Here is a 22,099-nt window from a genome sequence, read left to right on the forward strand (position 1 = left end):
AGCAAGTCGCAGTGGTTGAGTGAGCTCTACTACGCTGATTTCATCAGCTTTTACAGCCCTACTCAACTGTGCGGAGGTGGGACGACGAAATCGAATTCTAACGAATGACCGATTTCTGTCCCACTCTCTTTATTAATTGGGCAGTGAGGTGTATAATGAAAGTAAGAGAATGTGAGGAGAAGGATCATGATTGTAAAAGTTTGTAATGCAGATTATAGTCTCCAGTGGGATGGAATCTATCAATTTGCTCTTGAAAACTATCCTCAGATTCAATCATGGGAATTGGAGAAGCTGGCAAAGTTTATTGCTTATGAACAGGATCATCATCGTCAGACCATTGTGGAATGTGAGGATCATGAATTAAAAATACAAATTCATGATTACTTGCAAGAGCATAGCTATTTTCCTCCCTACAGACCAAGTCATCAGCTTGTAGCTTCTACCTATGATATCCATAAGAAGTTGGTAACTTCAAATTATTGTAGTCATACTTGTACAGTTGAGGTGGCTCAGGCTATTTTTCAGACTGGCAAACTCATGTCAGCGGTTAAAGTATTTGGTAAAATTGGGGCGGAGCTAGTTACAGATAGTCGTAATGCAGCTTCTGATCCAGCAGACTATTTTGACTATATCATGTTTGGATGGTCTAATACGACTTCGGGTTACCGACTCGCTATGGAGCGTTTGTTAGGACGGGCACCTTCTGAGGAGGAATTGCAAGAAAAGTTCATTCCTGGAGTTAGTTTTCATTTCCTGTATGAAGAATTAATTCAAGCACCAGGTTATATATTTGACGGCTATCACGTTGCGAAGGTAAGAGATAGTTTAGATTTGAATACCTTTCTTTATTTGTGTGTTATTCCTTCAAAAGATAAGGCTTGTTTTGAAGGTTTGATTCCCAGTCAATTACAAGATAGAGTGCTGTACCTAGACTATGAGGGAGAAGGGTTACAGGCTTGGAATACTAAGGTTAATCAAGTGCTATATGGTAAGGATAAGTCGAAGGAGTAGCTTATGAAAGAGATTGATCAAGCTCTACTAAAGAAAGTGATTATCGAGCGTTCTCGTTCTAGTCATAAGGGAGACTACGGTCGTCTTCTCTTGATTGGAGGAACGTATCCCTATGGGGGAGCGATTATTATGGCTGCTTTAGGGGCGGTTAGAAGTGGCGCAGGCTTGGTGACAGTAGCAACGGATAAAGAGAATATTCCAGCTCTGCATAGCCATCTGCCGGAGGCTATGGCTTTTGACCTTGGTGATAAGCAATTACTGGAGCAACAGTTGAAGAAAGCAAGTGTTGTCTTGGTTGGACCTGGATTAGTGGACGATGAGCGTGGAGAAGAGCTTCTCCAAACAGTCTTTCATCATTTAGTCCAAGACCAGATCCTCATACTGGATGGTGGTGCCCTATCCATTTTAGCGAAGACGGGAATGAAATTTCCTAAGGCTCAGCTTGTTTTAACTCCACACCAAAGGGAATGGCAAGTCTTGTCAGGATTAGATTTGACTTCCCAAGGAACTGAGGAAACAGGAGAGGCTATGAAGAGATTTCCTTCAGGAACGATTCTAGTTCAAAAAGGTCCTGCTACTCGAATTTGGCAAGCTGGTCAAACTGATTGTTATCAGTTGAGTGTTGGTGGCCCTTATCAGGCGACTGGGGGAATGGGTGATACTCTGGCTGGGATGATCGCTGGCTTTGCAGGGCAATTTCCTCGAGCAAGTCTCTATGAAAGAGTGACAGTAGCGACCTATCTACATTCAGCCATTGCCCAAGAACTAGCTGAGGACAACTTTGTAGTTCTGCCAACCACGATTAGTCAACATATTCCTGCATTTATGAAAAAAATACAAAAAGACACCTGAAAATATCAGGTGTCTTTTGATGATTAGAAGAGGCCTTTGACCTTATCTACAAGACCGTCAAGTCCTTCTGATCCTGAGACCAAAGCTTGTGCTTGGCTTAGGTACTCACCGAGTTGATCCTTGTTTTCTTCAACAAATGTTTTTGCTGCAGAAAAATCTTTGTTCTCAATGAGTTCTTTTACTTGATTAAACAAATCTAATGGGTTCATGAGTTCCCTCCTTTTCTAAAATTCTATACAATCATTTTTTTTCAAATCTTGCAAGAAACTTGACTCTTCAAATAAAGTTCAGGAGTGTCAAATGGTGCAAATTTTGATATAATTTTTAGTGATGAATTTTAGAAATAATCGGTATGTGGTTGTAGATTTAGAAGCTACAAGTACCGGAAGCAAGGCAAAAATCATCCAAGTGGGAATTGTAGTCATTGAAGATGGTGAGATTGTTGAGCAGTATGCGACTGATGTCAACCCTCATGAACACTTGGATTCTCATATCAAAGAATTAACGGGTTTGACTGATAAACGTTTGGCAAAGGCTCCAGAGTTTTCTCAGGTGGCTGAAAAGATTTTTGAACTGGTCAAAGACGGTATTTTTGTTGCGCACAATGTTCAGTTTGATGCTAACTTATTGGCAGAATTCCTCTTTTTTGAGGGTTATGAATTGCGCACGCCTCGTATTGATACAGTGGAGTTGGCTCAAGTATTTTACCCTCAGCTTGAGAAGTATAATCTCGGCATTCTTTGCCAAGAATTGGGGATTCCTCTAGAGCAAGCCCATTCAGCCCTATCTGATGCCCAAGCAACAGCAGAACTCTTTCTTTGTATGAGACAAAAGATGTTTGGACTGCCAAAAGGGTTGTTGGAGCGCTTATTGAGTTTATCAGACAGTTTACTCTATGAATCTTACCTAGTCATCGAGGAAGTTTATCAGAAGCAGTCTCTCCTCGTTGAGCATGATTTGGTAGAAGTGCAGGGCTTATTCTTAAGAAAAGAGAAGCCAGTCCTTTCTCCACGCAAACTCTCAAAAGATTTCCAGACCAATATTGCCTTGCTAGGTTTGGAGGAGAAAAGTCAACAAGAAGAGTTTGCCCAAAAGGTTCAAGAGTTTTTACAAGGAGAAGCCATTTCCTTTATTCAGGCTCAAACAGGAATTGGGAAAACCTATGGTTACCTGCTACCGGCCTTGTCACTTGAGAATGAAGGGGGAATTCTACTCAGTGTTCCGACTAAAATCCTTCAAAATCAGGTGATACAAGAGGAGGCTAAAAGACTAGAAGAGATTTTCCATATTTCTATTCATAGTCTTAAAGGTCCTCAGAATTACTTGAAGCTAGATGCCTTTCATACAGCTCTAGAGGAAGAAGACTCCAATCGTCTGTATACACGATTCAAGATGCAACTTCTAGTTTGGTTGACAGAGACAGATACAGGAGATTTAGACGAGATTGGTCAGCTCTATCGCTACCAGCAATTCTTATCGAACTTGGTTCATGATGGTAACCTTCACAAAGACTCTCTCTTTTGGTTGGAGGATTTTTGGAAACGAGGTCAGGAAAAGGCTCGTTCTTGCAAGTTGCTTGTGACCAATCATGCTTACCTCGTTACTCGACTTGAAGATGATCCTAGTCTCTTAGAAGGGCGTCTCTTGATTTTAGATGAAGCCCAGAAAATCTTGCTGACCTTGGAAAATCTTTCTCGAAAATCTTATTTGCTTACAGATTTGCTAGAACAATTAGACCAAGCTCTATCGAGGGAAGAAGGTATGCTTCAAAGACGCTTGCTAGAGAGTATTCGTTTTGAAGTTTCTTACCTACTTGATCAGTTTCTATCTGGTAAACGGAAGATGTGTCCAGCTAGTAGCATTGACAAACTCCGACAAGATTTTTCTGAGCTGAATTTACCAGAATTTAAAGATTATCTGAAGTTTTTTGCATCTGAGGGAGAATTTTGGTTATCGACTTCAGATATGTCTAGTAAGAAGGTTGAAATAACTTCTAGTCGCAATCAGCGTTTGCTCTTTTCTGAAATCTTTCCAGACTCCTGTCAGCTCTTAGCAATCTCCGCAACTTTAGAAATTAGTGGTCGGGTTTCCTTGCCGGAACTTTTGGGTTTCCCTCAAGCAACCTTTTATTCTCTAGACGAACAGTTTCAAGAAAATCAGGAAATTTTATTAGTGAATGATTTTCCATTGGTGACAGAAATTTCATCTGAGGAATATGCACAAGCAATTGTAGAGGTTCTAGAAGATTTGTCCTACCTTGAAGAACCGATTTTAGTCTTATTTACTGCAAAAGATTTATTGTTGCAGGTATCTGATACTTTGAGAATTCCCCATTTAGCCCAATATAAGCATGGGGAACCAGCTCAATTGAAAAAACGTTTTGAAAGAGGCGAGCGTGAGCTTTTGCTTGGGGCGGGAAGTTTTTGGGAAGGTGTCGATTTTTCAAGACATCCGCGGGTTATTGAAGTGGTGACTCGTTTACCTTTCCAAAATCCAGAAGATCCTTTTACTAAAAAGATGAACCAAGAACTCCGTCTTGAAGGGAAAAATCCTTTTTACGATTATCAGCTTCCTATGGCTATTATTCGCCTCAAGCAAGCGATTGGAAGAACCATGCGTCGATTGGGGCAACGCTCTGCAGTTCTGATTCTAGATAGCCGCATGGCAAGTAAACGTTATGGTAAGCAAATCAGCAAGGCTTTGGCTCGAAGCAATCGTGTTAGAGTCATTAGCCGAGAGCAAATTTATATCAATGTTCAAGAATCTTTAAATAAATAATGAAATGAATACCTGAAAGAATGAAGGAGGCCTTTTATGAAACGTTCTCTCGACTCTAGGATCGATTATAGTTTAATATTACCAGTATTTTGTTTGTTGGTGATTGGAGTCGTAGCTATTTATATAGCAGTTAGTCATGACTACCCAAACAATGTTTGGCCCATACTTGGACAACAACTGGCTTGGATATCACTAGGGATTGTTTTTAGTTTCATAGTCATGTTTTTTAACACAAAGTTTCTCTGGCAGTCCACACCTTATTTATATGGACTCGGTCTAGCCTTGATGGTCTTGCCTTTGGTCTTCTACAACCCGAGTTTAGTAGCAGCAACAGGTGCTAAAAACTGGGTATCAATCGGTGGTTATACACTTTTTCAACCATCCGAATTCATGAAGATATCCTATATTTTGATGCTGGCATACGTTATCGTAACCTTTACCAAGAAACATAAAGACAAAGAACGAACTATTGGCTTAGATTTTCTATTGATTTTGTGGATGATTGTTTTCACGATGCCAGTTATGGTTTTACTAGCCTTGCAAAGTGACCTTGGGACAGCTATGGTTTTTGTTGCAATCTTTGCAGGTCTTCTCTTGCTGTCAGGTGTTTCTTGGAAGATTATCATTCCAGTCTTTGTAACAGTTGTATCAGCCATTACAGGATTTTTAGCCATCTTCATTACAAAGGATGGGCGTGCCTTTCTGCACCAAATTGGAATGCCGACTTATCAGATTAACCGTATCTTGGCTTGGCTCAATCCCTTTGATTATGCGCAAACAACTACCTATCAACAGGCGCAGGGTCAAATTGCGATTGGTAGCGGTGGAGTATTCGGTCAAGGTTTTAACGTGTCTAATCTCCTTATTCCAGTCCGCGAGAGTGATATGATTTTCACAGTAATTGCGGAAGATTTTGGATTTATTGGTTCAGTTGTTGTGGTTGCACTCTATCTACTGCTCATCTATCGCATGTTAAAGATTACCCTAAAATCCAATAATCAATTTTATACCTACATCTCAACTGGATTTATCATGATGCTCTTGTTCCATATCTTTGAAAATATAGGTGCGGTTACTGGTCTTCTGCCTCTGACAGGGATTCCTTTGCCCTTTATTTCTCAAGGGGGATCCGCTATTATCAGTAATCTTATTGGTATAGGTTTGCTTTTATCGATGAGCTACCAAACTCATTTAGCTGATGAAAAGAGTGGCCGAACAAGATTCAAACGTAAAAAAGTTGTACTGAAGAAAGTGAAATAAGGAGGTCGCTATGCCTAAAGTTGCAGTTATCCTAGCAAATGGCTTTGAAGAAATTGAAGCCTTGACTGTCGTAGACGTCTTGCGTCGCGCAAATATCACCTGCCATATGGTAGGATTTGAAGATACAGTGACAGGTTCACATGCCATTCAAGTTCAAGCTGATCGAGTGTTTGATGGTAATTTATCAGAGTATGACATGATTGTTCTTCCAGGAGGTATGCCTGGTTCTGCCCACTTGCGGGACAATGAACAATTGATCACTGAACTTCAAAAATTTGAGAAAATCGGTAAGAAGGTAGCAGCCATTTGTGCGGCTCCAATTGCATTGAATCAGGCAGGTCTACTAGAAGGTAGAAACTTCACCTGCTATGATGGAGTTCAAGAACAAATTGCTGACGGTCACTACCATAAAGAAACAGTAGTCGTAGATGGAAATATCATTACGAGCCGTGGGCCAGCAACTGCTTTAGCCTTTGCTTACTACCTGGTTGAAACACTGGGCGGAGATGCTGAGTCTCTAAGAAATGGCATGCTCTACACAGACCTATTTGAAAAATAATGACAAACGGAGGAGAATCTTTCTTGTTGGTGAAGATTCTTCTCTTTTTTAATGGCAAAAAGCAAGGTAAACATCGCATTTTTTATAAAAAAATGGTATAATGAAGGGTATGAAATATCACGATTACATCTGGGATTTAGGTGGAACCCTGCTTGATAATTATGAAACTTCTACAGCAGCTTTTGTAGAAACATTAGCAGAGTTTGGGATTGAGCAGGAACACGATAGTGTTTACGAAGCTTTGAAGGTTTCGACTGCCTTTGCCATCGAAAAGTATGCTCCAGGTATTGAAAACTTTCTTGAAAAATATAAGGAAAATGAAGCCCGAGAGCTTGAACATCCAGTTTTGTTTGATGGGATTCCTACTCTTTTAGAAAATATTTCGGACCAAGGTGGCCGTAACTTCTTGGTTTCTCATCGAAACGATCAAGTATTGGAAATTCTAGCGAAAACTGAGATAGCTCCGTACTTTACAGAAGTAGTGACGGCTAGTTCAGGTTTTAAACGCAAGCCTAATCCTGAATCGATGATTTATTTACGTGATAAGTATCATATAACGTCAGGTCTAGTCATTGGTGACCGAACCATTGATGTAGAAGCAGGACATGCTGCAGGCTTAGATGCCTATCTCTTTGAGGATGTTGTGTCCTTAAAACAAGCAATAGACATGTAAGAAAAAGGGGAAAAATGACAGAAGATATTAAAAACCAACAGGCACAAGATTATGATGCCAGTCAAATTCAAGTTTTGGAAGGTCTGGAAGCTGTTCGTATGCGTCCAGGGATGTATATTGGTTCAACTGCCAAAGAGGGTCTTCACCACCTAGTCTGGGAAATTGTAGATAATTCTATCGATGAGGCCTTGGCAGGATTTGCTAGTCATATCGAGGTCTTTATTGAACCGGATGATTCAATTACAGTTATCGATGATGGTCGTGGAATTCCAGTTGATATCCAAGAAAAAACAGGACGTCCTGCCGTTGAAACAGTCTTTACTGTTCTTCACGCTGGAGGGAAATTCGGCGGTGGCGGATACAAGGTATCTGGTGGACTCCATGGTGTAGGGTCATCAGTTGTAAATGCTCTTTCAACACAGTTGGATGTTCGCGTTCATAAAAATGGAAAGATTCACTACCAAGAATACCGTCGTGGACATGTTGTTGCAGACCTTGAGGTGATAGGGGATACGGATAAAACAGGAACAATCGTTCACTTTACTCCAGACCCAGAAATTTTTACTGAGACAACGACATTTGATTTTGATAAATTGAATAAACGGATTCAAGAGTTAGCCTTTTTGAACCGCGGGCTTCAAATTTCTATTACTGACAAACGTGAAGGACTTGAACAAACCAAGCATTATCACTACGAAGGCGGGATTGCGAGCTACGTTGAGTACATCAACGAAAACAAGGATGTTATCTTTGATACACCAATCTACACAGATGGTGAAATGGATGATATTACAGTGGAAGTTGCGATGCAGTACACAACGGGTTACCACGAGAATGTCATGAGTTTCGCCAACAATATTCATACCCATGAAGGTGGAACACATGAGCAAGGTTTCCGTACAGCCTTAACTCGTGTTATTAATGACTATGCTCGTAAAAACAAACTTCTAAAAGATAACGAAGATAACCTAACAGGTGAGGATGTCCGTGAAGGATTGACAGCCGTTATCTCTGTGAAGCATCCAAACCCTCAGTTTGAAGGACAAACTAAGACCAAACTTGGAAATAGTGAAGTTGTGAAGATTACCAATCGCCTCTTCAGCGATGCATTTTCTGACTTCCTTTTGGAAAATCCACAGATTGCTAAGCGCATCGTTGAAAAAGGGATTTTGGCTGCCAAAGCGCGTGTTGCTGCCAAGCGTGCGCGTGAAGTTACACGTAAGAAATCTGGTTTAGAAATTTCAAATCTTCCAGGAAAATTAGCGGACTGTTCATCAAACAATCCAGCTGAAACTGAACTTTTCATCGTCGAAGGAGACTCTGCAGGAGGTTCTGCAAAATCAGGACGTAATCGTGAGTTCCAAGCCATCTTACCAATTCGTGGTAAAATCCTTAATGTTGAAAAAGCGAGCATGGATAAGATTTTAGCTAATGAGGAGATCCGCAGTCTTTTCACAGCTATGGGAACAGGATTTGGGGCTGAGTTTGATGTTAGCAAAGCTCGCTATCAAAAACTGGTGATCATGACAGATGCCGATGTCGATGGAGCACATATTCGTACTCTTTTGTTAACTCTGATTTATCGTTATATGAAACCCGTTCTAGAGGCAGGTTATGTTTATATCGCTCAGCCACCAATTTACGGTGTCAAAGTCGGTAGTGAGATTAAAGAATATATTCAACCAGGCGCAGACCAAGAAATCCGCCTACAAGAAGCCTTGGCTCGCTACAGTGAAGGTCGTTCCAAACCAACCATCCAACGTTATAAAGGTCTTGGAGAGATGGATGACCACCAACTTTGGGAAACTACGATGAATCCTGACCATCGTCTCATGGCTCGTGTATCAGTAGACGACGCTGCAGAAGCAGATAAGATTTTTGATATGCTCATGGGTGATCGAGTAGAACCACGTCGAGAATTTATCGAAGAAAACGCTGTTTACAGTACTCTTGACGTATAAAAATATTGGGAAATAGTTCCCAAGGTTTGAAAAATATGATATAATCATTACAATTGTGTCATGTATAAAAGGAGTTTGATATGTCAAATAATCAGTTGATTATTACTTTGATTGGAATTGCTGTCCTGCTTCTTATTGCCTTTGCAGTGGCTATTTTGCTACGTAAACGTAATGAGAGTAGACTTGCAGCGTTAGAAGAAAGAAAAGAAGAATTATATAACCTTCCTGTTAATGATGAGGTAGAGGTTGTTAAAAACATGCATCTGATTGGTCAAAGTCAGGTTGCTTTTAGAGAATGGAACCAAAAATGGGTAGATTTATCTCTGAACTCTTTTGCAGATATTGAGAATAATCTCTTTGAAGCTGAAGGATACAATAACTCATTCCGTTTCTTGAAAGCTAAGCACCAGATTGATCAAATTGAAAGTCAGATTGAACTTGTTGAAGAGGATATTACAGCAATTCGTAATGCCTTGTCTGATTTGGAAAAACAAGAATCAAAAAATAGCGGACGTGTTCTGCATGCCCTAGATTTATTCGAAAAACTACAAAATACGGTAGCTGAAGATTCTGAAAAATATGGTCAAGCTCTTCCGGAAATTGAAAAACAATTGGAGAACATTCAATCTGAGTTTTCTCAATTTGTAACCTTGAATTCTTCAGGGGATCCGGTTGAAGCAGCAGGGATTTTAGATAACGCTGAAAATCATATTTTAGCCTTGACACATATCGTTGAAAGAATTCCAGCTATTGTAACCAAGCTTACGACTGAATTGCCAGAACAACTTGAAGATTTAGAAGCAGGTTACCGTAAGCTACTCGATGAGAACTATCATTTTGTAGAAACAGATATCGAATCTCGTCTTCAACTTCTCTATGAAGCCTTGAAAAATAATCACGAAAATATCCGTACATTGGAGTTGGATAATGCAGAGTATGAAAATACTCAAATCCAAGAAGAAATCAATGCACTTTATGATATTTTCACACGTGAAATTAAAGCACATAAAGCTTTTGAAAAATTGGTAGCTACTCTTCCTACGTATCTTAACCACTTGAAAGAAAATAATCAGGTCTTGGTTAAAGATATTGAACGTCTTGGGAAAACCTACTTGATTTCTGAAAGTGATGTAAATCGAGTTCGTCGTCTTCAAGCTGATATCTCAGCTTTGAATGCTACAATCGAAGAGTTAACAAATGACCAAACAGAAGTTTCAGAAGCATATTCTGTATTACAAGAACGTTTGGAAAATGTTCAATCTACATTAAAAGATATTGAAGATGACCAAATCGGTGTCAGTGAGCGTCTAGTTCAGATTGAAAAAGATGACATCAATGCTCGTCAAAAAGCAAATGTCTATGTCAACCGTCTGCATACGATTAAACGCTACATGGAGAAGAGAAATCTTCCAGGAATTCCACAAAAATTCTTGAAGCTCTTCTTTGATGCAAGTCACAGTACAGAAGACTTGATGGCTGAGTTGGAACAAGCTAAAGTGAATATCGAATCTGTAAATCGTATCCTTGAGATTGCGACAAATGATATGAATATGTTGGAAGAAGAAACATACAGTATTGTCCAATATGCGACACTTACGGAACAATTGCTTCAGTATTCGAACCGTTACAGATCATTTGATGATCGTATTCAACAAGCCTTTCAAGAAGCTTTGAATATCTTTGAAACAGCCTTTGATTATAAAGCATCTTTCGAAAAAATTTCTCAAGCATTAGAAGTAGCCGAACCAGGCGTGACAGATCGCTTTGTTACTTCTTATGAGAAAACAAGAGAAAGTATCCGTTTCTAATTTATAAAAGAATCCTAGATTTTTCTAGGATTCTTTTACTTTTCTTTACCTTTTTCAAATATTTTTATGCCATGTTTTCATTGAAATTATAGCTCGTATTTGATATGATAAGACTATGACAAAAAAGAGATTACCCCAGAATAATGTAAAGAAGAAAAATAATAAAAAGCTTGGCACTCTTGTCTTGCTTTTATTTCTAACAGTGTTAGCACTCGGTAGTGTGATTACCTATAAAGTGATGAACAAACAAGCCTTTGAACAGAAAATTGAGAGCCTCAAGAAGGAAAAAGATGGTGCCTACTCCCAAGGAAGTCAAAAAGAGCATTTCCGCAAAGAGAAAACAGAAATTATCACCTATTATCCACTAGTTGGAGACAACGTTATCACCTCTGTCAAGGATGTCATCGTAAAAGACATCACTGACAAAGTAGAAGGTAAAGAACAGTTGATCTTTTATTACTCAGAAAAAGGGGATTCCTCTTTGACTGGGGTTGAAAATCGTTTGATCAAAAAGCAAGCCTATGACTTGGCCAATTCTAATGTTGTTGAAATAGAAAATACTACTTTAGATCAGCTGTATCTTAAAGAAGATGGTTCTGTCTTTACCCTGGATCAACTTTTTACAGACTCATCCACGGCAAAAGAAAAATTGCTTGAGGGAGTTAAGTCAACTCTTCAAGCTAAAAAAGTAGAGCAATCTGTTGTTGATCAAGTTTCAGCTGATTTCTCTGCTGCAGAATTGTCAAGCTGGAAGTTTGCCTATAAAGATAGTCAATTAGTTCTTTATCCATTCAAAGCAACGACTAATGTTGAAGAAATAGCGATGCCTATTTCAGATTTCTTTGATTTTATTCAGACATCCTATCTAACAGAAAAAGATGCTGAACTTTATAAAAAAGTTCAAGCAGAGAAACATAAAAAAGTTGTAGCCTTAACCTTTGATGACGGTCCCGATGGCAATACAACACCACAGGCCTTGGATATTTTAGCTAAGTACAAAATCAAAGCGACTTTCTTTGTACAAGGAAAAAACATTGCAGGTAATGAAGCTATCCTCAAACGTATGCAGGCTGAGGGGCATGAAGTTGGAAACCATAGTTGGAACCATCCAGTTTTAACTCAACTCTCATTAGAAGATGCTAAGAAACAAATTACAGATACAGAAGATGCTATTAAAAGTGTGCTTGGGAAGAGCACAAAATTGATGCGTCCACCATATGGTGCTATTTCGGATGATATTCGTAATAGCCTCGATTTGAGCTTTATCATGTGGGATGTCGATAGCTTAGACTGGAAGAGTAAAAACGAAGCTGCTATTTTAACAGAAGTCCAACGTCAAACGACAGATGGGTCTATCATCCTCATTCACGATATCCATCAAACATCTGTTAACTCATTGCCAAAAGTTATTGAATATTTGCAGGGACAAGGGTATAGCTTTGTTACAGTCTCTGAATTACTAGGAAATCGTTTAAAACCACATGGTATTTACTATTCTCGTAACCAATAGTTGGGATTAAAATCAAATATTAGAAAAAAACAAAAAAAGATTATTTTTATCTTGACAAGTAGGGAAAAACTTGATATCATATACAAGATGAGAAAAGCAGAAGTGAGAACTTCTCGCCTTGCGACTAACGTTGTCTGGCCCCTACAGATCAAGTTTCAGAAATGAAATATAATCATGTAGAGCGGATTTGCGTTAGCAAGTCCGCTCTTGTTTTTCTCTAAACTAAAAAAAGAGGTGAAAACCATAGCAAAGCAAGACTTATTCATCAATGATGAAATTCGTGTACGTGAAGTTCGCTTAATCGGTCTTGAGGGCGAACAATTGGGTATCAAACCACTTGGTGAAGCGCAAGCACTTGCGGACGACGCTAATGTGGACTTGGTTCTCATTCAACCTCAAGCTAAACCTCCTGTTGCGAAAATTATGGACTACGGTAAGTTCAAATTTGAGTACCAGAAGAAACAAAAAGAACAACGCAAAAAACAAAGCGTTGTGACCGTGAAAGAAGTTCGATTGAGCCCAGTTATTGATAAGGGTGATTTCGATACGAAACTTCGCAGTGCTCGCAAGTTCCTTGAAAAAGGGAACAAAGTGAAGGTTTCCATTCGCTTTAAGGGTCGTATGATTACCCATAAAGAGATTGGAGCAAAAGTTTTAGCCGATTTCGCTGAAGCAACTCAAGATATTGCTATCATCGAACAACGTGCTAAAATGGATGGTCGTCAAATGTTCATGCAGTTGGCCCCAGCAACTGACAAGAAATAATCTGTCAGAAAGTTAAAAAAAGGAGAAAATATCATGCCAAAACAAAAAACACACCGCGCATCAGCTAAACGTTTCAAACGTACAGGTTCTGGTGGACTTAAACGTTTCCGTGCTTACACTTCTCACCGTTTCCACGGAAAAACTAAGAAACAACGTCGTCATCTTCGTAAAGCATCTATGGTGCATGCAGGAGATTTCAAACGTATCAAAGCAATGCTTACTCGCTTGAAATAATCGCGTATTTGTAAGTTAAGAATTCTAGGAAATATTGGAGGAAATATAAATGGCACGTGTTAAAGGTGGCGTTGTATCACGCAAACGTCGTAAACGTATTTTAAAATTAGCAAAAGGTTACTATGGAGCTAAACACATCTTGTTCCGTACTGCAAAAGAACAAGTAATGAACTCTTACTACTATGCATACCGTGACCGTCGTCAAAAGAAACGTGACTTCCGCAAATTGTGGATTACACGTATCAATGCGGCAGCTCGTTTGAACGGACTTTCATACTCACAATTGATGCATGGTTTGAAATTGGCTGAGATCGAAGTAAACCGTAAAATGCTTGCTGACTTGGCTGTTAACGATGCAGCAGCTTTCACAGCTCTTGCTGATGCAGCCAAAGCAAAACTTGGTAAATAATTATTCATAAGACTGGTGCAAGTTTGTCCCAGTCTTTTTTAAAACAAAGGAGAAAAAAATGGCTTCAAAAATGTTACACACTTGCTTGCGAGTAGAAAATCTTGAAAAATCAATTGCTTTTTATCAAGATGCTTTTGGATTTAAGGAATTGCGTCGTCTGGACTTCCCAGAACACGCTTTTACCATTGTTTATCTAGGTCTTGATGGCGATGATTATGAATTGGAGTTGACTTACAACTATGATCATGGACCTTATGTTGTAGGTGACGGTTTTGCTCACATCGCTCTAAGCACACCTGACCTTGAGGCTCTTCATAAAGAACATAGCGACAAGGGTTACGAAGTGACAAATCCAAATGGACTTCCAGGAACACAACCAAACTATTACTTTGTCAAAGATCCAGATGGATACAAGGTAGAAGTGATTCGTGAAAAATAATAAAAACTCCTCATTTGTCAAATTGAGTTAGACCATTTCACCTGACTCAGAAAAACTTGATAGGGAGGACTGTAGGTCATTTATGTTAGTTTCTTTCAGACAAATGTGAGCGTTTGTCTTAGACTAACATAGATGGCTTTTTTCTATCTAGCTTAATGTGACAAATTGGGATATAATAAAAATAACTTAACAAATTAGTGGGAGAAAAAAATGTCAGACCAAAATCCAAATGTAGAGCTAAACAAAGAAGAAGATAAATTAATTGTAGAAAATAATTCGATGGAAGATATGAAGAATGGTCCAAAAGCAGTCAAGAAACCTTCGACTTTTCTATCTTTCTCATTTTATTTGGCACTTACCTATATTCTTCTATTTATAACTCTTGCTTTATTTACTGCTCCATGGGGAATTCTATTCTTGATTTTTCTAGGTCCTAATTTAATTGCTTACGCTGTAGCAACTTTTTTAACTAGGATAGGAATCAAGAAAGTAAATAGAAATTTCTTGTATGCGAGTGCAGGATTTTATTTGCTTTCCGGACTTTTAGCATTCGACCCGGATTGGCAGATGTTTAGGGTTTTTCCTTATCTCTCACTAGTCCTAGTTCTAATCGGGATATTTTTTACGAAAGATACAAGTAAATAAGTTTAAAAAGCTAGGCGCAACTCTTCTTCGAACTTATTTCATATCATAAAACCATAGCTTTTTAGGCTATGGTTTTTTAGTTTAATGATTAGAAAGAAATTGTGTTTCTATTTTCTAAAATGGTATAATATAAAGAGAATAAGGGAGGTGGTAGTGAGTGATTGCCCAACTGGATACGAAAACTGTCTATAGTTTCATGGAGAGTATGGTTTCAATCAAGAGATATGTCAGCCTAGGGAAAGAATATGGCTATTCATCACTTGGAATCATGGATGAAGACAATCTCTATGGAGCCTATTATTTCATCAAAGAATGCCAAAAACAGGGGGTTCAACCTTTATTAGGTCTTGAGATGATAGTTTATCATAAAGAAGAAGTGCTCAATCTACGTTTTCTAGCCCTCTCAAACCATGGTTATCGAAACCTGATGAAGCTGTCGTCTTTAAAGATGACAGGTAAAAAAGAATGGGCTGATTTCTCTTCCTACCTTGAAGATATTTGTGTCATTGTTCCTTACTATCCTGAAGTTGATTCCTTGGACTTAGGGCATGACTACTATATCGGAGTGTATCCAGATACACCTCAATTGAATGTTTTTCACCCTATTCTCCCTCTTTATCGTGTTAACTCTTTCGAGTCTGAGGATTTAGAAGCTCTACAAATGCTTAAAGCGATTAAAGAGAATGTGACCTTGAGAGAGGTTGATGTTCAATCTCAACAGGGCTTGTTTTTGCCTGCTGAACGTCTTGAACAGGTTTTTCTAGAGAAGTTCCCAATTGCACTGGATAATCTTGCAAGATTAATCAAGGATACCTCCTACGAGATTGATAGTAGTCTCAAGCTTCCACGTTTCAATCCAGAGAGACCTGCTGTTGAAGAACTTCGGGAGAGAGCTATCAAGGGCTTGGAGCAAAAAGGCTTGCTTGATTCAGTCTATCAGGAACGTATAGAAGAAGAACTGTCTGTGATTCATGATATGGGATTCGATGACTATTTCTTGGTTGTCTGGGACCTTTTACGTTTTGGTCGTTCTCAAGGTTATTATATGGGAATGGGACGCGGATCCGCAGTTGGAAGTTTAGTGGCCTACGCTTTAGATATTACTGGAATTGATCCTGTAGCTAAAAATCTTATCTTTGAGCGCTTCTTGAATCGTGAACGTTACACCATGCCAGATATCGATATTGATATTCCAGATATCTATCGTCCAGAGTTTATTCGTTATGTTCGTGACCGTTATGGTAGTATCCATGCTGCGCAGATTGTCACTTATTCAACCTTTGGAGCCAAGCAAGCCATCCGAGATATCTTCAAACGCTATGGCGTACCTGAGTATGAGTTGACAGCTATTACAAAAAAAATTGGTTCTAAAGATACTCTAACGACAGCCTATGAAGGAAATCTTGGTTTTAGACAACTCATTCAGAGTAAGATTGAGTACCAAAAGGCCTTCTCTATTGCCAAAAAGATTGAAGGTTATCCACGACAGACTTCTATCCATGCAGCTGGTGTCGTTATCAGTGATAAAAATCTAACAGACTACATCCCTCTCAAGTATGGAGAGGATATGCTGATTACCCAATATGATGCGCATGGAGTTGAAGGAAATGGCTTGCTCAAGATGGATTTCTTGGGCCTACGAAACTTAACCTTCGCTCAAAAAATGCAGGAGCTCTTATATGAAACTCAAGGTATTTCACTAAGAATTGAGGATATTGATCTTGAAGATAAGGCAACCTTAGCCCTCTTTGCTGCAGGTAAGACCAAGGGAATCTTTCAGTTTGAACAACCTGGAGCCATTCGCTTATTGAATCGCGTGAAACCAGAAAACTTTGAAGAAGTAGTGGCGACGACTTCCTTGAACCGACCAGGTGCGAGTGACTATATCGATAACTTTGTGGCCAGAAAACATGGTAAAGAAAAGGTTACGGTTCTGGACCCTGTGCTAGAAGATATCCTAGCTCCAACCTATGGCATCATGCTTTATCAAGAGCAAGTGATGCAAGTAGCTCAACGCTATGCAGGTTTCAGTCTTGGAAAAGCAGATATCTTACGTCGTGCTATGGGGAAAAAGAATGCGGCTGAGATGCATCGGATGGAGGAGAGTTTTATCCAAGGGGCCCTCGAAAAAGGGCATGGACAAAAACAGGCTCAAGAAGTTTTTGCTGTAATGGAAAAATTTGCGGGTTATGGTTTTAACCGTTCGCATGCTTATGCTTATGCTGCCTTAGCTTTTCAGCTTGCCTACTTTAAAACACATTATCCTGCTATCTTTTATCAGGTCATGCTCAATTATGCGAGTGGAGATTATATTCTCGATGCGCTTGAAATGGGGTTTGAACTAGCTCCACTTTCTATCAATACGGTTCCATATCAAGATAAACTAGCAGATAAGACAATCCATCTAGGACTCAAGACTATCAAAGGAATGCCTCGTGATTTTGCCTACTGGATTATCGAGCATCGTCCATTTAGCAGTGTTGAAGATTTTATCACACGATTACCCAAAAATTATCAAAAGATTAGCCTCTTAACCCCTTTAGTGGAAGTAGGTCTTTTTGATGGATTTGATAAAAATCGTCAAAAAATCTTAACCAATCTACCAACTCTATTTATCTTTGTAGAAGAATTAGGTAGCCTTTTTGCGGATTCTAACTATAGTTGGACAGATACAGAGGACTTTTCAAATATTGAAAAATTCCAAAAAGAGCAAGATTGGTTAGGTGTTGGAATTAGCCAACACCCATTGCTGGTTTTAGCGAAGAATCCTTTGTATCCAATTGTGAGTTTATCTGAGCTTTCCGAGGGACAGACAGCTACAGTGCTCGTTGAAATTCAGTCTATCCGAGTGATTCGAACTAAAAAAGGTGAAAACATGGCCTTTTTGAAAGTTACTGATAGTAAAACAAGTCTGGAGGTTACTGTTTTTTCTGAACAGTACCGCCAATTTAAAAATCTTTTGCACGAAGGAAGTTTCTATTACCTAAATGGAAAAGTACAAGCCAGAGATGGTCGCCTTCAATTAGTGTTAAATAATCTAAAAGAAGCAGTGAGTGAACGTTTTTGGATTCAAGTTGCTAATCATAACCATGATTCTGAAATTTATCATTTTTTAGAGCAATACAAGGGACAAATTCCTGTCGTCATTCGCTATGAGGATGAACAAAAAAATGTCCTTTTGCCAGGTTATTTTGTAGCAAAAGACGCAAGCTTACAAGAATCTTTAAGTCAAATCACAATGAAAACGATTTATCGTTAAAAATCAATGAAAATAAAAGAATTTTAACTTTAAATATGGTATAATCAGTTAGAATGTTAAAGAAAAAGGAGCAAAACCAAATGAAACGTATTGCTGTTTTGACTAGTGGTGGGGACGCCCCCGGTATGAATGCTGCCATTCGTGCAGTTGTTCGTCAAGCAATCTCAGAAGGAATGGAAGTTTTTGGTATCTATGATGGATATGCTGGTATGGTTGCTGGTGAAATTTATCCACTTGATGCTGCTTCAGTAGGAGACATCATTTCACGTGGTGGTACTTTCCTTCACTCTGCTCGTTACCCTGAGTTTGCGAAACTCGAAGGTCAACTTAAAGGGATTGAGCAATTGAAAAAACACGGTATCGAAGGTGTCGTAGTTATTGGTGGTGATGGTTCTTATCATGGAGCTATGCGCTTGACTGAGCATGGATTCCCTGCTATTGGACTTCCTGGAACAATCGATAACGATATCGTAGGTACTGACTTTACAATCGGATTTGATACTGCAGTAACAACTGCTATGGATGCAATCGATAAGATTCGTGATACATCATCAAGTCACCGTCGTACTTTTGTTGTTGAAGTAATGGGACGTAACGCTGGTGATATTGCTCTTTGGGCAGGTATCGCAACAGGTGCTGACGAAATCATCATTCCTGAAGAAGGCTTCAAGATGGAAGACATCGTAGCAAGTATCAAAGCTGGATATGAACACGGTAAAAAACACAACATTATCGTTTTGGCAGAAGGTGTTATGTCAGCGGCTGAATTTGGTCAAAAACTAAAAGAAGCTGGAGATACAAGCGACCTTCGTGTAACCGAACTTGGTCATATCCAACGTGGTGGCTCACCAACTGCTCGTGACCGTGTATTGGCTTCACGCATGGGTGCACACGCTGTTAAACTCCTTAAGCAAGGAATCGGTGGTGTCGCTGTGGGTATCCGAAACGAAAAAATGGTTGAAAATCCAATTCTTGGTACAGCAGAAGAGGGAGCTTTGTTTAGCCTAACAGCTGACGGTAAGATTGTTGTCAACAATCCTCACAAGGCTGACTTAGAACTAGCCAAATTGAATAAGAGCTTGTCCTAATTTACTTTCATTAACTTAGTTAATCAGACCTAAAAGGTCTAAAAAATAAAGGAGTTTCATAATCATGAACAAACGTGTAAAAATCGTTGCAACTTTAGGTCCTGCGGTTGAAATCCGCGGTGGTAAAAAATTCGGTGAAGACGGATATTGGGGTGAAAAGCTTGATGTTGAAGCATCAGCAAAAAACATTGCTCAATTGATTGAAGCAGGAGCTAACACTTTCCGTTTCAACTTCTCACACGGTGACCACCAAGAACAAGGTGAACGTATGGCAACTGTAAAACTTGCTGAAAAACTTGCAGGTAAAAAAGTTGGTTTCCTTCTTGATACAAAGGGACCAGAAATTCGTACTGAATTGTTTGAAGGTGAAGCTAAAGAATATTCATACAAAACTGGTGAAACAATCCGTGTTGCAACTAAACAAGGTATCAAATCAACTCGTGATGTCATTGCATTGAACGTAGCTGGTGCACTTGATATTTTTGATGATGTTGAAGTTGGTCATCAAGTATTGGTTGATGATGGTAAGCTTGGTCTTCGCGTTGTTGAAAAAGATGCTGCTAACCGTGAATTTGTTGTTAAAGTTGAAAACGATGGTATCATTGCTAAACAAAAAGGTGTGAACATCCCTAACACTAAAATTCCTTTCCCAGCCCTTGCTGAACGCGATAACGATGATATTCGTTTTGGTCTTGAACAAGGTATCAACTTCATCGCGATCTCATTCGTACGTACTGCTAAAGACGTGAACGAAGTTCGTGCAATCTGTGAAGAAACTGGTAACGGTCACGTTCAATTGTTCGCTAAAATCGAAAACCAACAAGGTATCGATAACTTGGATGAAATCATTGAAGCTGCTGACGGTATCATGATCGCTCGTGGTGACATGGGTATCGAAGTACCATTCGAAATGGTTCCAGTTTACCAAAAAATGATCATCACAAAAGTGAATGCTGCTGGTAAAGTTGTTATCACTGCAACAAACATGCTTGAAACAATGACTGAAAAACCACGTGCAACTCGTTCAGAAGTATCAGACGTATTTAACGCTGTTATCGACGGAACTGACGCGACTATGCTTTCAGGTGAGTCAGCAAACGGTAAATACCCACTTGAGTCTGTCCGTACAATGGCAACAATCGACAAGAACGCTCAAACTCTTCTTAATGAATACGGACGTTTGAACTCAGATTCATTTGAACGTAACTCTAAAACAGAAGTTATGGCTTCAGCAGTTAAAGACGCTACAAACTCAATGGATATTAAATTGGTTGTAACGTTGACTAAGACTGGTCATACAGCACGTTTGATCTCTAAATACCGTCCAAATGCTGACATCTTGGCATTGACATTTGACGAATTGACAGAACGTGGTTTGATGTTGAACTGGGGTGTTATCCCAATGTTGACAGAAGCTCCATCATCAACTGATGACATGTTTGAAATTGCTGAACGTAAAGCAGTTGAAGCAGGCCTTGTACAATCTGGTGACGACATCGTTATCGTTGCAGGTGTGCCACTTGGAGAAGCAGTTCGTACTAACACAATGCGTATCCGCACAGTACGTTAATCTGACATTAAAAACCTATCATATCAAGCTTTCCAGCTTGTGTGATAGGTCTTTTTTTGTTTCATAAGGTCCAGAACCCCATTCGTTTAGGACAAGAAAAAACTCTCTGGAAAACCAGAGAGTGTGAGAGGCATCTCCATGAGAGAAACTGGTTCACACAATTTCTCAAGGTCCGCTCCTGCGTTATGACCTCCTTTGCGCAATTGTAGCTTTCGCTACATATCGACTCATCGCAGACTTTATTTTACTATAGAGCCAATACTTTGTCAAGAAAAAAACAGCTCCCCACATAGGAACTGCTGAATTGATGCTAATTGCCGGGATCGAACCGGCGACCTCATCCTTACCATGGATGCGCTCTGCCTACTGAGCTAAATCAGCTTACTTTGAAAGTATACTATAGATTTAAGCTTTTGTCAATATGCTAATTAGTATGCTAACTCATTGGAAAAGCCCAAGTAAGAAACTTGAGCTTGTGGAGATTCGATTATTGTAATTGCTCTCTCTTTTTATCTGGATTCCAAACAAAACTTGCAACAAAGGTAAAGAGGATTGTCAGAATTCCGATTACAATTGCGAGGATCAAGGCCGGGATACGGATGAGCCACCACAGTGGGTTTGGTTTTTTATTGTTGTGCCACTCTTTTGTTTCCTCATCCAGGCGTTGAAACTCAGATTGGATGCGATCTGCAACCATCTCAATTCCCTCATCATTCATCTTTTTAATGTCTGAGATATCAATAGGATTTCCAAAATTCATATCAATTCGCTCGCGGCTGATGAGTCCTTTTAGAGTCATAGGTCCAGTATAAGTAACTGGCACAATACGAACCTTAGCCATTTTCGCAATCAGAGCAACACCACCCTTAACATCGTTGGAATGGCGACTACCACTTGGGAACATAATCAGTGAGCGATTGCTCTTTTTAAGGACATTGATTGGATATTTGATGGCAGAAGAACTTGGATTTTCACGATCGATAGGGAAGGCACCGCACATACGAATCCACCACCCAAAGATACGATTTGCAAAGAGTTCTTTTTTTGCCATAAAAACAAATTGTTTTGGTTTGGTTGCAAAAGCCATGTAGACGGGGTCCCACCAAGTACGATGAGGGGCAACAAGGATATAATTCTCATCCATACTTGGAATTTTATCAGTATTGTGAAAGTGAGCATTTCCATTGATTGACCATAGAATCAACATAACCAACCCACGTAGATAAGTATAAAACATGGTGTCTCCTTCAGTTTTCTTTCTTTTATTATACCTTATCA

At 39.3% G+C, this 22,099-nt stretch carries 19 protein-coding genes, 1 tRNA gene and 1 other annotated feature; of the genes, 17 read left to right on the top strand and 3 right to left on the bottom strand.

Going from position 1 to position 22,099, the window contains the following annotated elements; translation table 11 throughout:
* Positions 1 to 186 precede the first annotated feature (186 nt).
* Both QM382_RS00790 and QM382_RS00795 read left to right on the top strand, forming a co-directional pair.
* The gene (locus QM382_RS00790) at positions 187 to 1,011 is read left to right on the top strand and encodes a phosphate ABC transporter ATPase (protein WP_414272127.1); all 825 of its coding nucleotides are present in this window, start codon (positions 187 to 189) and stop codon (positions 1,009 to 1,011) included.
* 3 nt (positions 1,012 to 1,014) lie between these two features.
* Entirely contained in the window at positions 1,015 to 1,863 is an 849-nt protein-coding gene (locus QM382_RS00795) for an NAD(P)H-hydrate dehydratase (protein WP_414272128.1), read from the top strand.
* Between the two features lie 23 nt (positions 1,864 to 1,886).
* Here QM382_RS00795 and QM382_RS00800 read toward each other — a convergent pair whose 3' ends face one another.
* Positions 1,887 to 2,072, bottom strand: coding sequence for a hypothetical protein (locus QM382_RS00800; protein ID WP_006148859.1), 186 nt, complete (start codon positions 2,070 to 2,072; stop codon positions 1,887 to 1,889).
* Between the two features lie 121 nt (positions 2,073 to 2,193).
* On the opposite strand from QM382_RS00800, the gene QM382_RS00805 reads away from it, so the two are divergent.
* The 15 genes from QM382_RS00805 (at position 2,194) to pyk (ending at position 20,821) form a co-directional block, all read left to right on the top strand.
* On the top strand, positions 2,194 to 4,641 hold the full coding sequence (locus QM382_RS00805) for a bifunctional DnaQ family exonuclease/ATP-dependent helicase (protein ID WP_414272129.1): 2,448 nt from the start codon (positions 2,194 to 2,196) through the stop codon (positions 4,639 to 4,641).
* Positions 4,642 to 4,677: 36 nt separating this feature from the next.
* A complete protein-coding gene (locus tag QM382_RS00810; protein ID WP_414272130.1) occupies positions 4,678 to 5,901 on the top strand; it encodes an FtsW/RodA/SpoVE family cell cycle protein in 1,224 nt (407 codons plus the stop codon).
* Between the two features lie 10 nt (positions 5,902 to 5,911).
* Positions 5,912 to 6,460: a DJ-1 family glyoxalase III gene (locus QM382_RS00815; RefSeq protein WP_178894762.1), complete on the top strand. Its 549-nt coding sequence runs from the start codon at positions 5,912 to 5,914 to the stop codon at positions 6,458 to 6,460.
* A gap of 109 nt (positions 6,461 to 6,569) precedes the next feature.
* On the top strand, positions 6,570 to 7,133 hold the full coding sequence (locus QM382_RS00820) for an HAD family hydrolase (RefSeq protein WP_414272131.1): 564 nt from the start codon (positions 6,570 to 6,572) through the stop codon (positions 7,131 to 7,133).
* A 14-nt stretch (positions 7,134 to 7,147) separates the two neighbouring features.
* Positions 7,148 to 9,094 carry a DNA topoisomerase (ATP-hydrolyzing) subunit B gene (gene gyrB, locus QM382_RS00825; RefSeq protein ID WP_414272132.1) on the top strand — a complete coding sequence of 649 codons (1,947 nt, stop codon included), beginning with the start codon at positions 7,148 to 7,150 and terminating at the stop codon, positions 9,092 to 9,094.
* Between the two features lie 80 nt (positions 9,095 to 9,174).
* Positions 9,175 to 10,902, top strand: coding sequence for a septation ring formation regulator EzrA (ezrA, locus tag QM382_RS00830; RefSeq protein ID WP_414272133.1), 1,728 nt, complete (start codon positions 9,175 to 9,177; stop codon positions 10,900 to 10,902).
* Between the two features lie 115 nt (positions 10,903 to 11,017).
* Positions 11,018 to 12,412 carry a peptidoglycan-N-acetylglucosamine deacetylase PgdA gene (pgdA, locus tag QM382_RS00835; protein WP_414272134.1) on the top strand — a complete coding sequence of 465 codons (1,395 nt, stop codon included), beginning with the start codon at positions 11,018 to 11,020 and terminating at the stop codon, positions 12,410 to 12,412.
* Positions 12,413 to 12,500: 88 nt separating this feature from the next.
* Positions 12,501 to 12,631: a sequence feature (ribosomal protein L20 leader region), on the top strand.
* A 15-nt stretch (positions 12,632 to 12,646) separates the two neighbouring features.
* The gene (infC, locus tag QM382_RS00840; RefSeq protein ID WP_004253871.1) at positions 12,647 to 13,177 is read left to right on the top strand and encodes a translation initiation factor IF-3; all 531 of its coding nucleotides are present in this window, start codon (positions 12,647 to 12,649) and stop codon (positions 13,175 to 13,177) included.
* 33 nt (positions 13,178 to 13,210) lie between these two features.
* Positions 13,211 to 13,411 carry a 50S ribosomal protein L35 gene (gene rpmI / locus QM382_RS00845; protein ID WP_003003453.1) on the top strand — a complete coding sequence of 67 codons (201 nt, stop codon included), beginning with the start codon at positions 13,211 to 13,213 and terminating at the stop codon, positions 13,409 to 13,411.
* A 49-nt stretch (positions 13,412 to 13,460) separates the two neighbouring features.
* Complete coding sequence (gene rplT, locus QM382_RS00850; RefSeq protein ID WP_000124830.1) at positions 13,461 to 13,820, top strand: 50S ribosomal protein L20; 360 nt, start codon at positions 13,461 to 13,463, stop codon at positions 13,818 to 13,820.
* A gap of 58 nt (positions 13,821 to 13,878) precedes the next feature.
* Complete coding sequence (locus QM382_RS00855) at positions 13,879 to 14,259, top strand: VOC family protein (protein ID WP_004253875.1); 381 nt, start codon at positions 13,879 to 13,881, stop codon at positions 14,257 to 14,259.
* A gap of 210 nt (positions 14,260 to 14,469) precedes the next feature.
* Complete coding sequence (locus QM382_RS00860) at positions 14,470 to 14,904, top strand: hypothetical protein (RefSeq protein ID WP_049494875.1); 435 nt, start codon at positions 14,470 to 14,472, stop codon at positions 14,902 to 14,904.
* Between the two features lie 157 nt (positions 14,905 to 15,061).
* Positions 15,062 to 18,163, top strand: a complete 3,102-nt coding sequence (locus QM382_RS00865; protein WP_414272135.1) for a DNA polymerase III subunit alpha — start codon at positions 15,062 to 15,064, stop codon at positions 18,161 to 18,163.
* An 80-nt stretch (positions 18,164 to 18,243) separates the two neighbouring features.
* Entirely contained in the window at positions 18,244 to 19,251 is a 1,008-nt protein-coding gene (pfkA, locus tag QM382_RS00870; protein WP_263393376.1) for a 6-phosphofructokinase, read from the top strand.
* A 64-nt stretch (positions 19,252 to 19,315) separates the two neighbouring features.
* Positions 19,316 to 20,821 carry a pyruvate kinase gene (gene pyk, locus QM382_RS00875; protein WP_263393377.1) on the top strand — a complete coding sequence of 502 codons (1,506 nt, stop codon included), beginning with the start codon at positions 19,316 to 19,318 and terminating at the stop codon, positions 20,819 to 20,821.
* Positions 20,822 to 21,129: 308 nt separating this feature from the next.
* Here pyk and QM382_RS00880 read toward each other — a convergent pair.
* Positions 21,130 to 21,202 (bottom strand) — tRNA-Thr (locus QM382_RS00880).
* Between the two features lie 106 nt (positions 21,203 to 21,308).
* Positions 21,309 to 22,058 (bottom strand): 1-acyl-sn-glycerol-3-phosphate acyltransferase, encoded by a 750-nt coding sequence (locus QM382_RS00885; protein ID WP_317852495.1) that lies wholly within the window; start codon positions 22,056 to 22,058, stop codon positions 21,309 to 21,311.
* Positions 22,059 to 22,099: the final 41 nt, after the last annotated feature.

The organism is Streptococcus infantis, assembly GCF_047465185.1.
In the GTDB taxonomy this organism is placed as follows: Bacteria; Bacillota; Bacilli; order Lactobacillales; family Streptococcaceae; genus Streptococcus; species Streptococcus infantis_O.

What these genes read in the sequence shown, in the direction of transcription:
- pfkA (WP_263393376.1), top strand. Translation starts at nt 18,244, where the DNA reads ATGAAACGTATTGCTGTTTTGACTAGTGGTGGGGACGCCCCCGGTATG.
- QM382_RS00860 (WP_049494875.1), top strand. Translation starts at nt 14,470, where the DNA reads ATGTCAGACCAAAATCCAAATGTAGAGCTAAACAAAGAAGAAGATAAA.
- rplT (WP_000124830.1), top strand. Translation starts at nt 13,461, where the DNA reads ATGGCACGTGTTAAAGGTGGCGTTGTATCACGCAAACGTCGTAAACGT.
- QM382_RS00805 (WP_414272129.1), top strand. Translation starts at nt 2,194, where the DNA reads ATGAATTTTAGAAATAATCGGTATGTGGTTGTAGATTTAGAAGCTACA.
- QM382_RS00885 (WP_317852495.1), bottom strand. Translation starts at nt 22,058, where the DNA reads ATGTTTTATACTTATCTACGTGGGTTGGTTATGTTGATTCTATGGTCA.
- pyk (WP_263393377.1), top strand. Translation starts at nt 19,316, where the DNA reads ATGAACAAACGTGTAAAAATCGTTGCAACTTTAGGTCCTGCGGTTGAA.
- QM382_RS00790 (WP_414272127.1), top strand. Translation starts at nt 187, where the DNA reads ATGATTGTAAAAGTTTGTAATGCAGATTATAGTCTCCAGTGGGATGGA.
- gyrB (WP_414272132.1), top strand. Translation starts at nt 7,148, where the DNA reads ATGACAGAAGATATTAAAAACCAACAGGCACAAGATTATGATGCCAGT.
- QM382_RS00815 (WP_178894762.1), top strand. Translation starts at nt 5,912, where the DNA reads ATGCCTAAAGTTGCAGTTATCCTAGCAAATGGCTTTGAAGAAATTGAA.
- pgdA (WP_414272134.1), top strand. Translation starts at nt 11,018, where the DNA reads ATGACAAAAAAGAGATTACCCCAGAATAATGTAAAGAAGAAAAATAAT.
- QM382_RS00820 (WP_414272131.1), top strand. Translation starts at nt 6,570, where the DNA reads ATGAAATATCACGATTACATCTGGGATTTAGGTGGAACCCTGCTTGAT.
- QM382_RS00855 (WP_004253875.1), top strand. Translation starts at nt 13,879, where the DNA reads ATGGCTTCAAAAATGTTACACACTTGCTTGCGAGTAGAAAATCTTGAA.
- QM382_RS00795 (WP_414272128.1), top strand. Translation starts at nt 1,015, where the DNA reads ATGAAAGAGATTGATCAAGCTCTACTAAAGAAAGTGATTATCGAGCGT.
- QM382_RS00810 (WP_414272130.1), top strand. Translation starts at nt 4,678, where the DNA reads ATGAAACGTTCTCTCGACTCTAGGATCGATTATAGTTTAATATTACCA.
- ezrA (WP_414272133.1), top strand. Translation starts at nt 9,175, where the DNA reads ATGTCAAATAATCAGTTGATTATTACTTTGATTGGAATTGCTGTCCTG.
- rpmI (WP_003003453.1), top strand. Translation starts at nt 13,211, where the DNA reads ATGCCAAAACAAAAAACACACCGCGCATCAGCTAAACGTTTCAAACGT.
- QM382_RS00800 (WP_006148859.1), bottom strand. Translation starts at nt 2,072, where the DNA reads ATGAACCCATTAGATTTGTTTAATCAAGTAAAAGAACTCATTGAGAAC.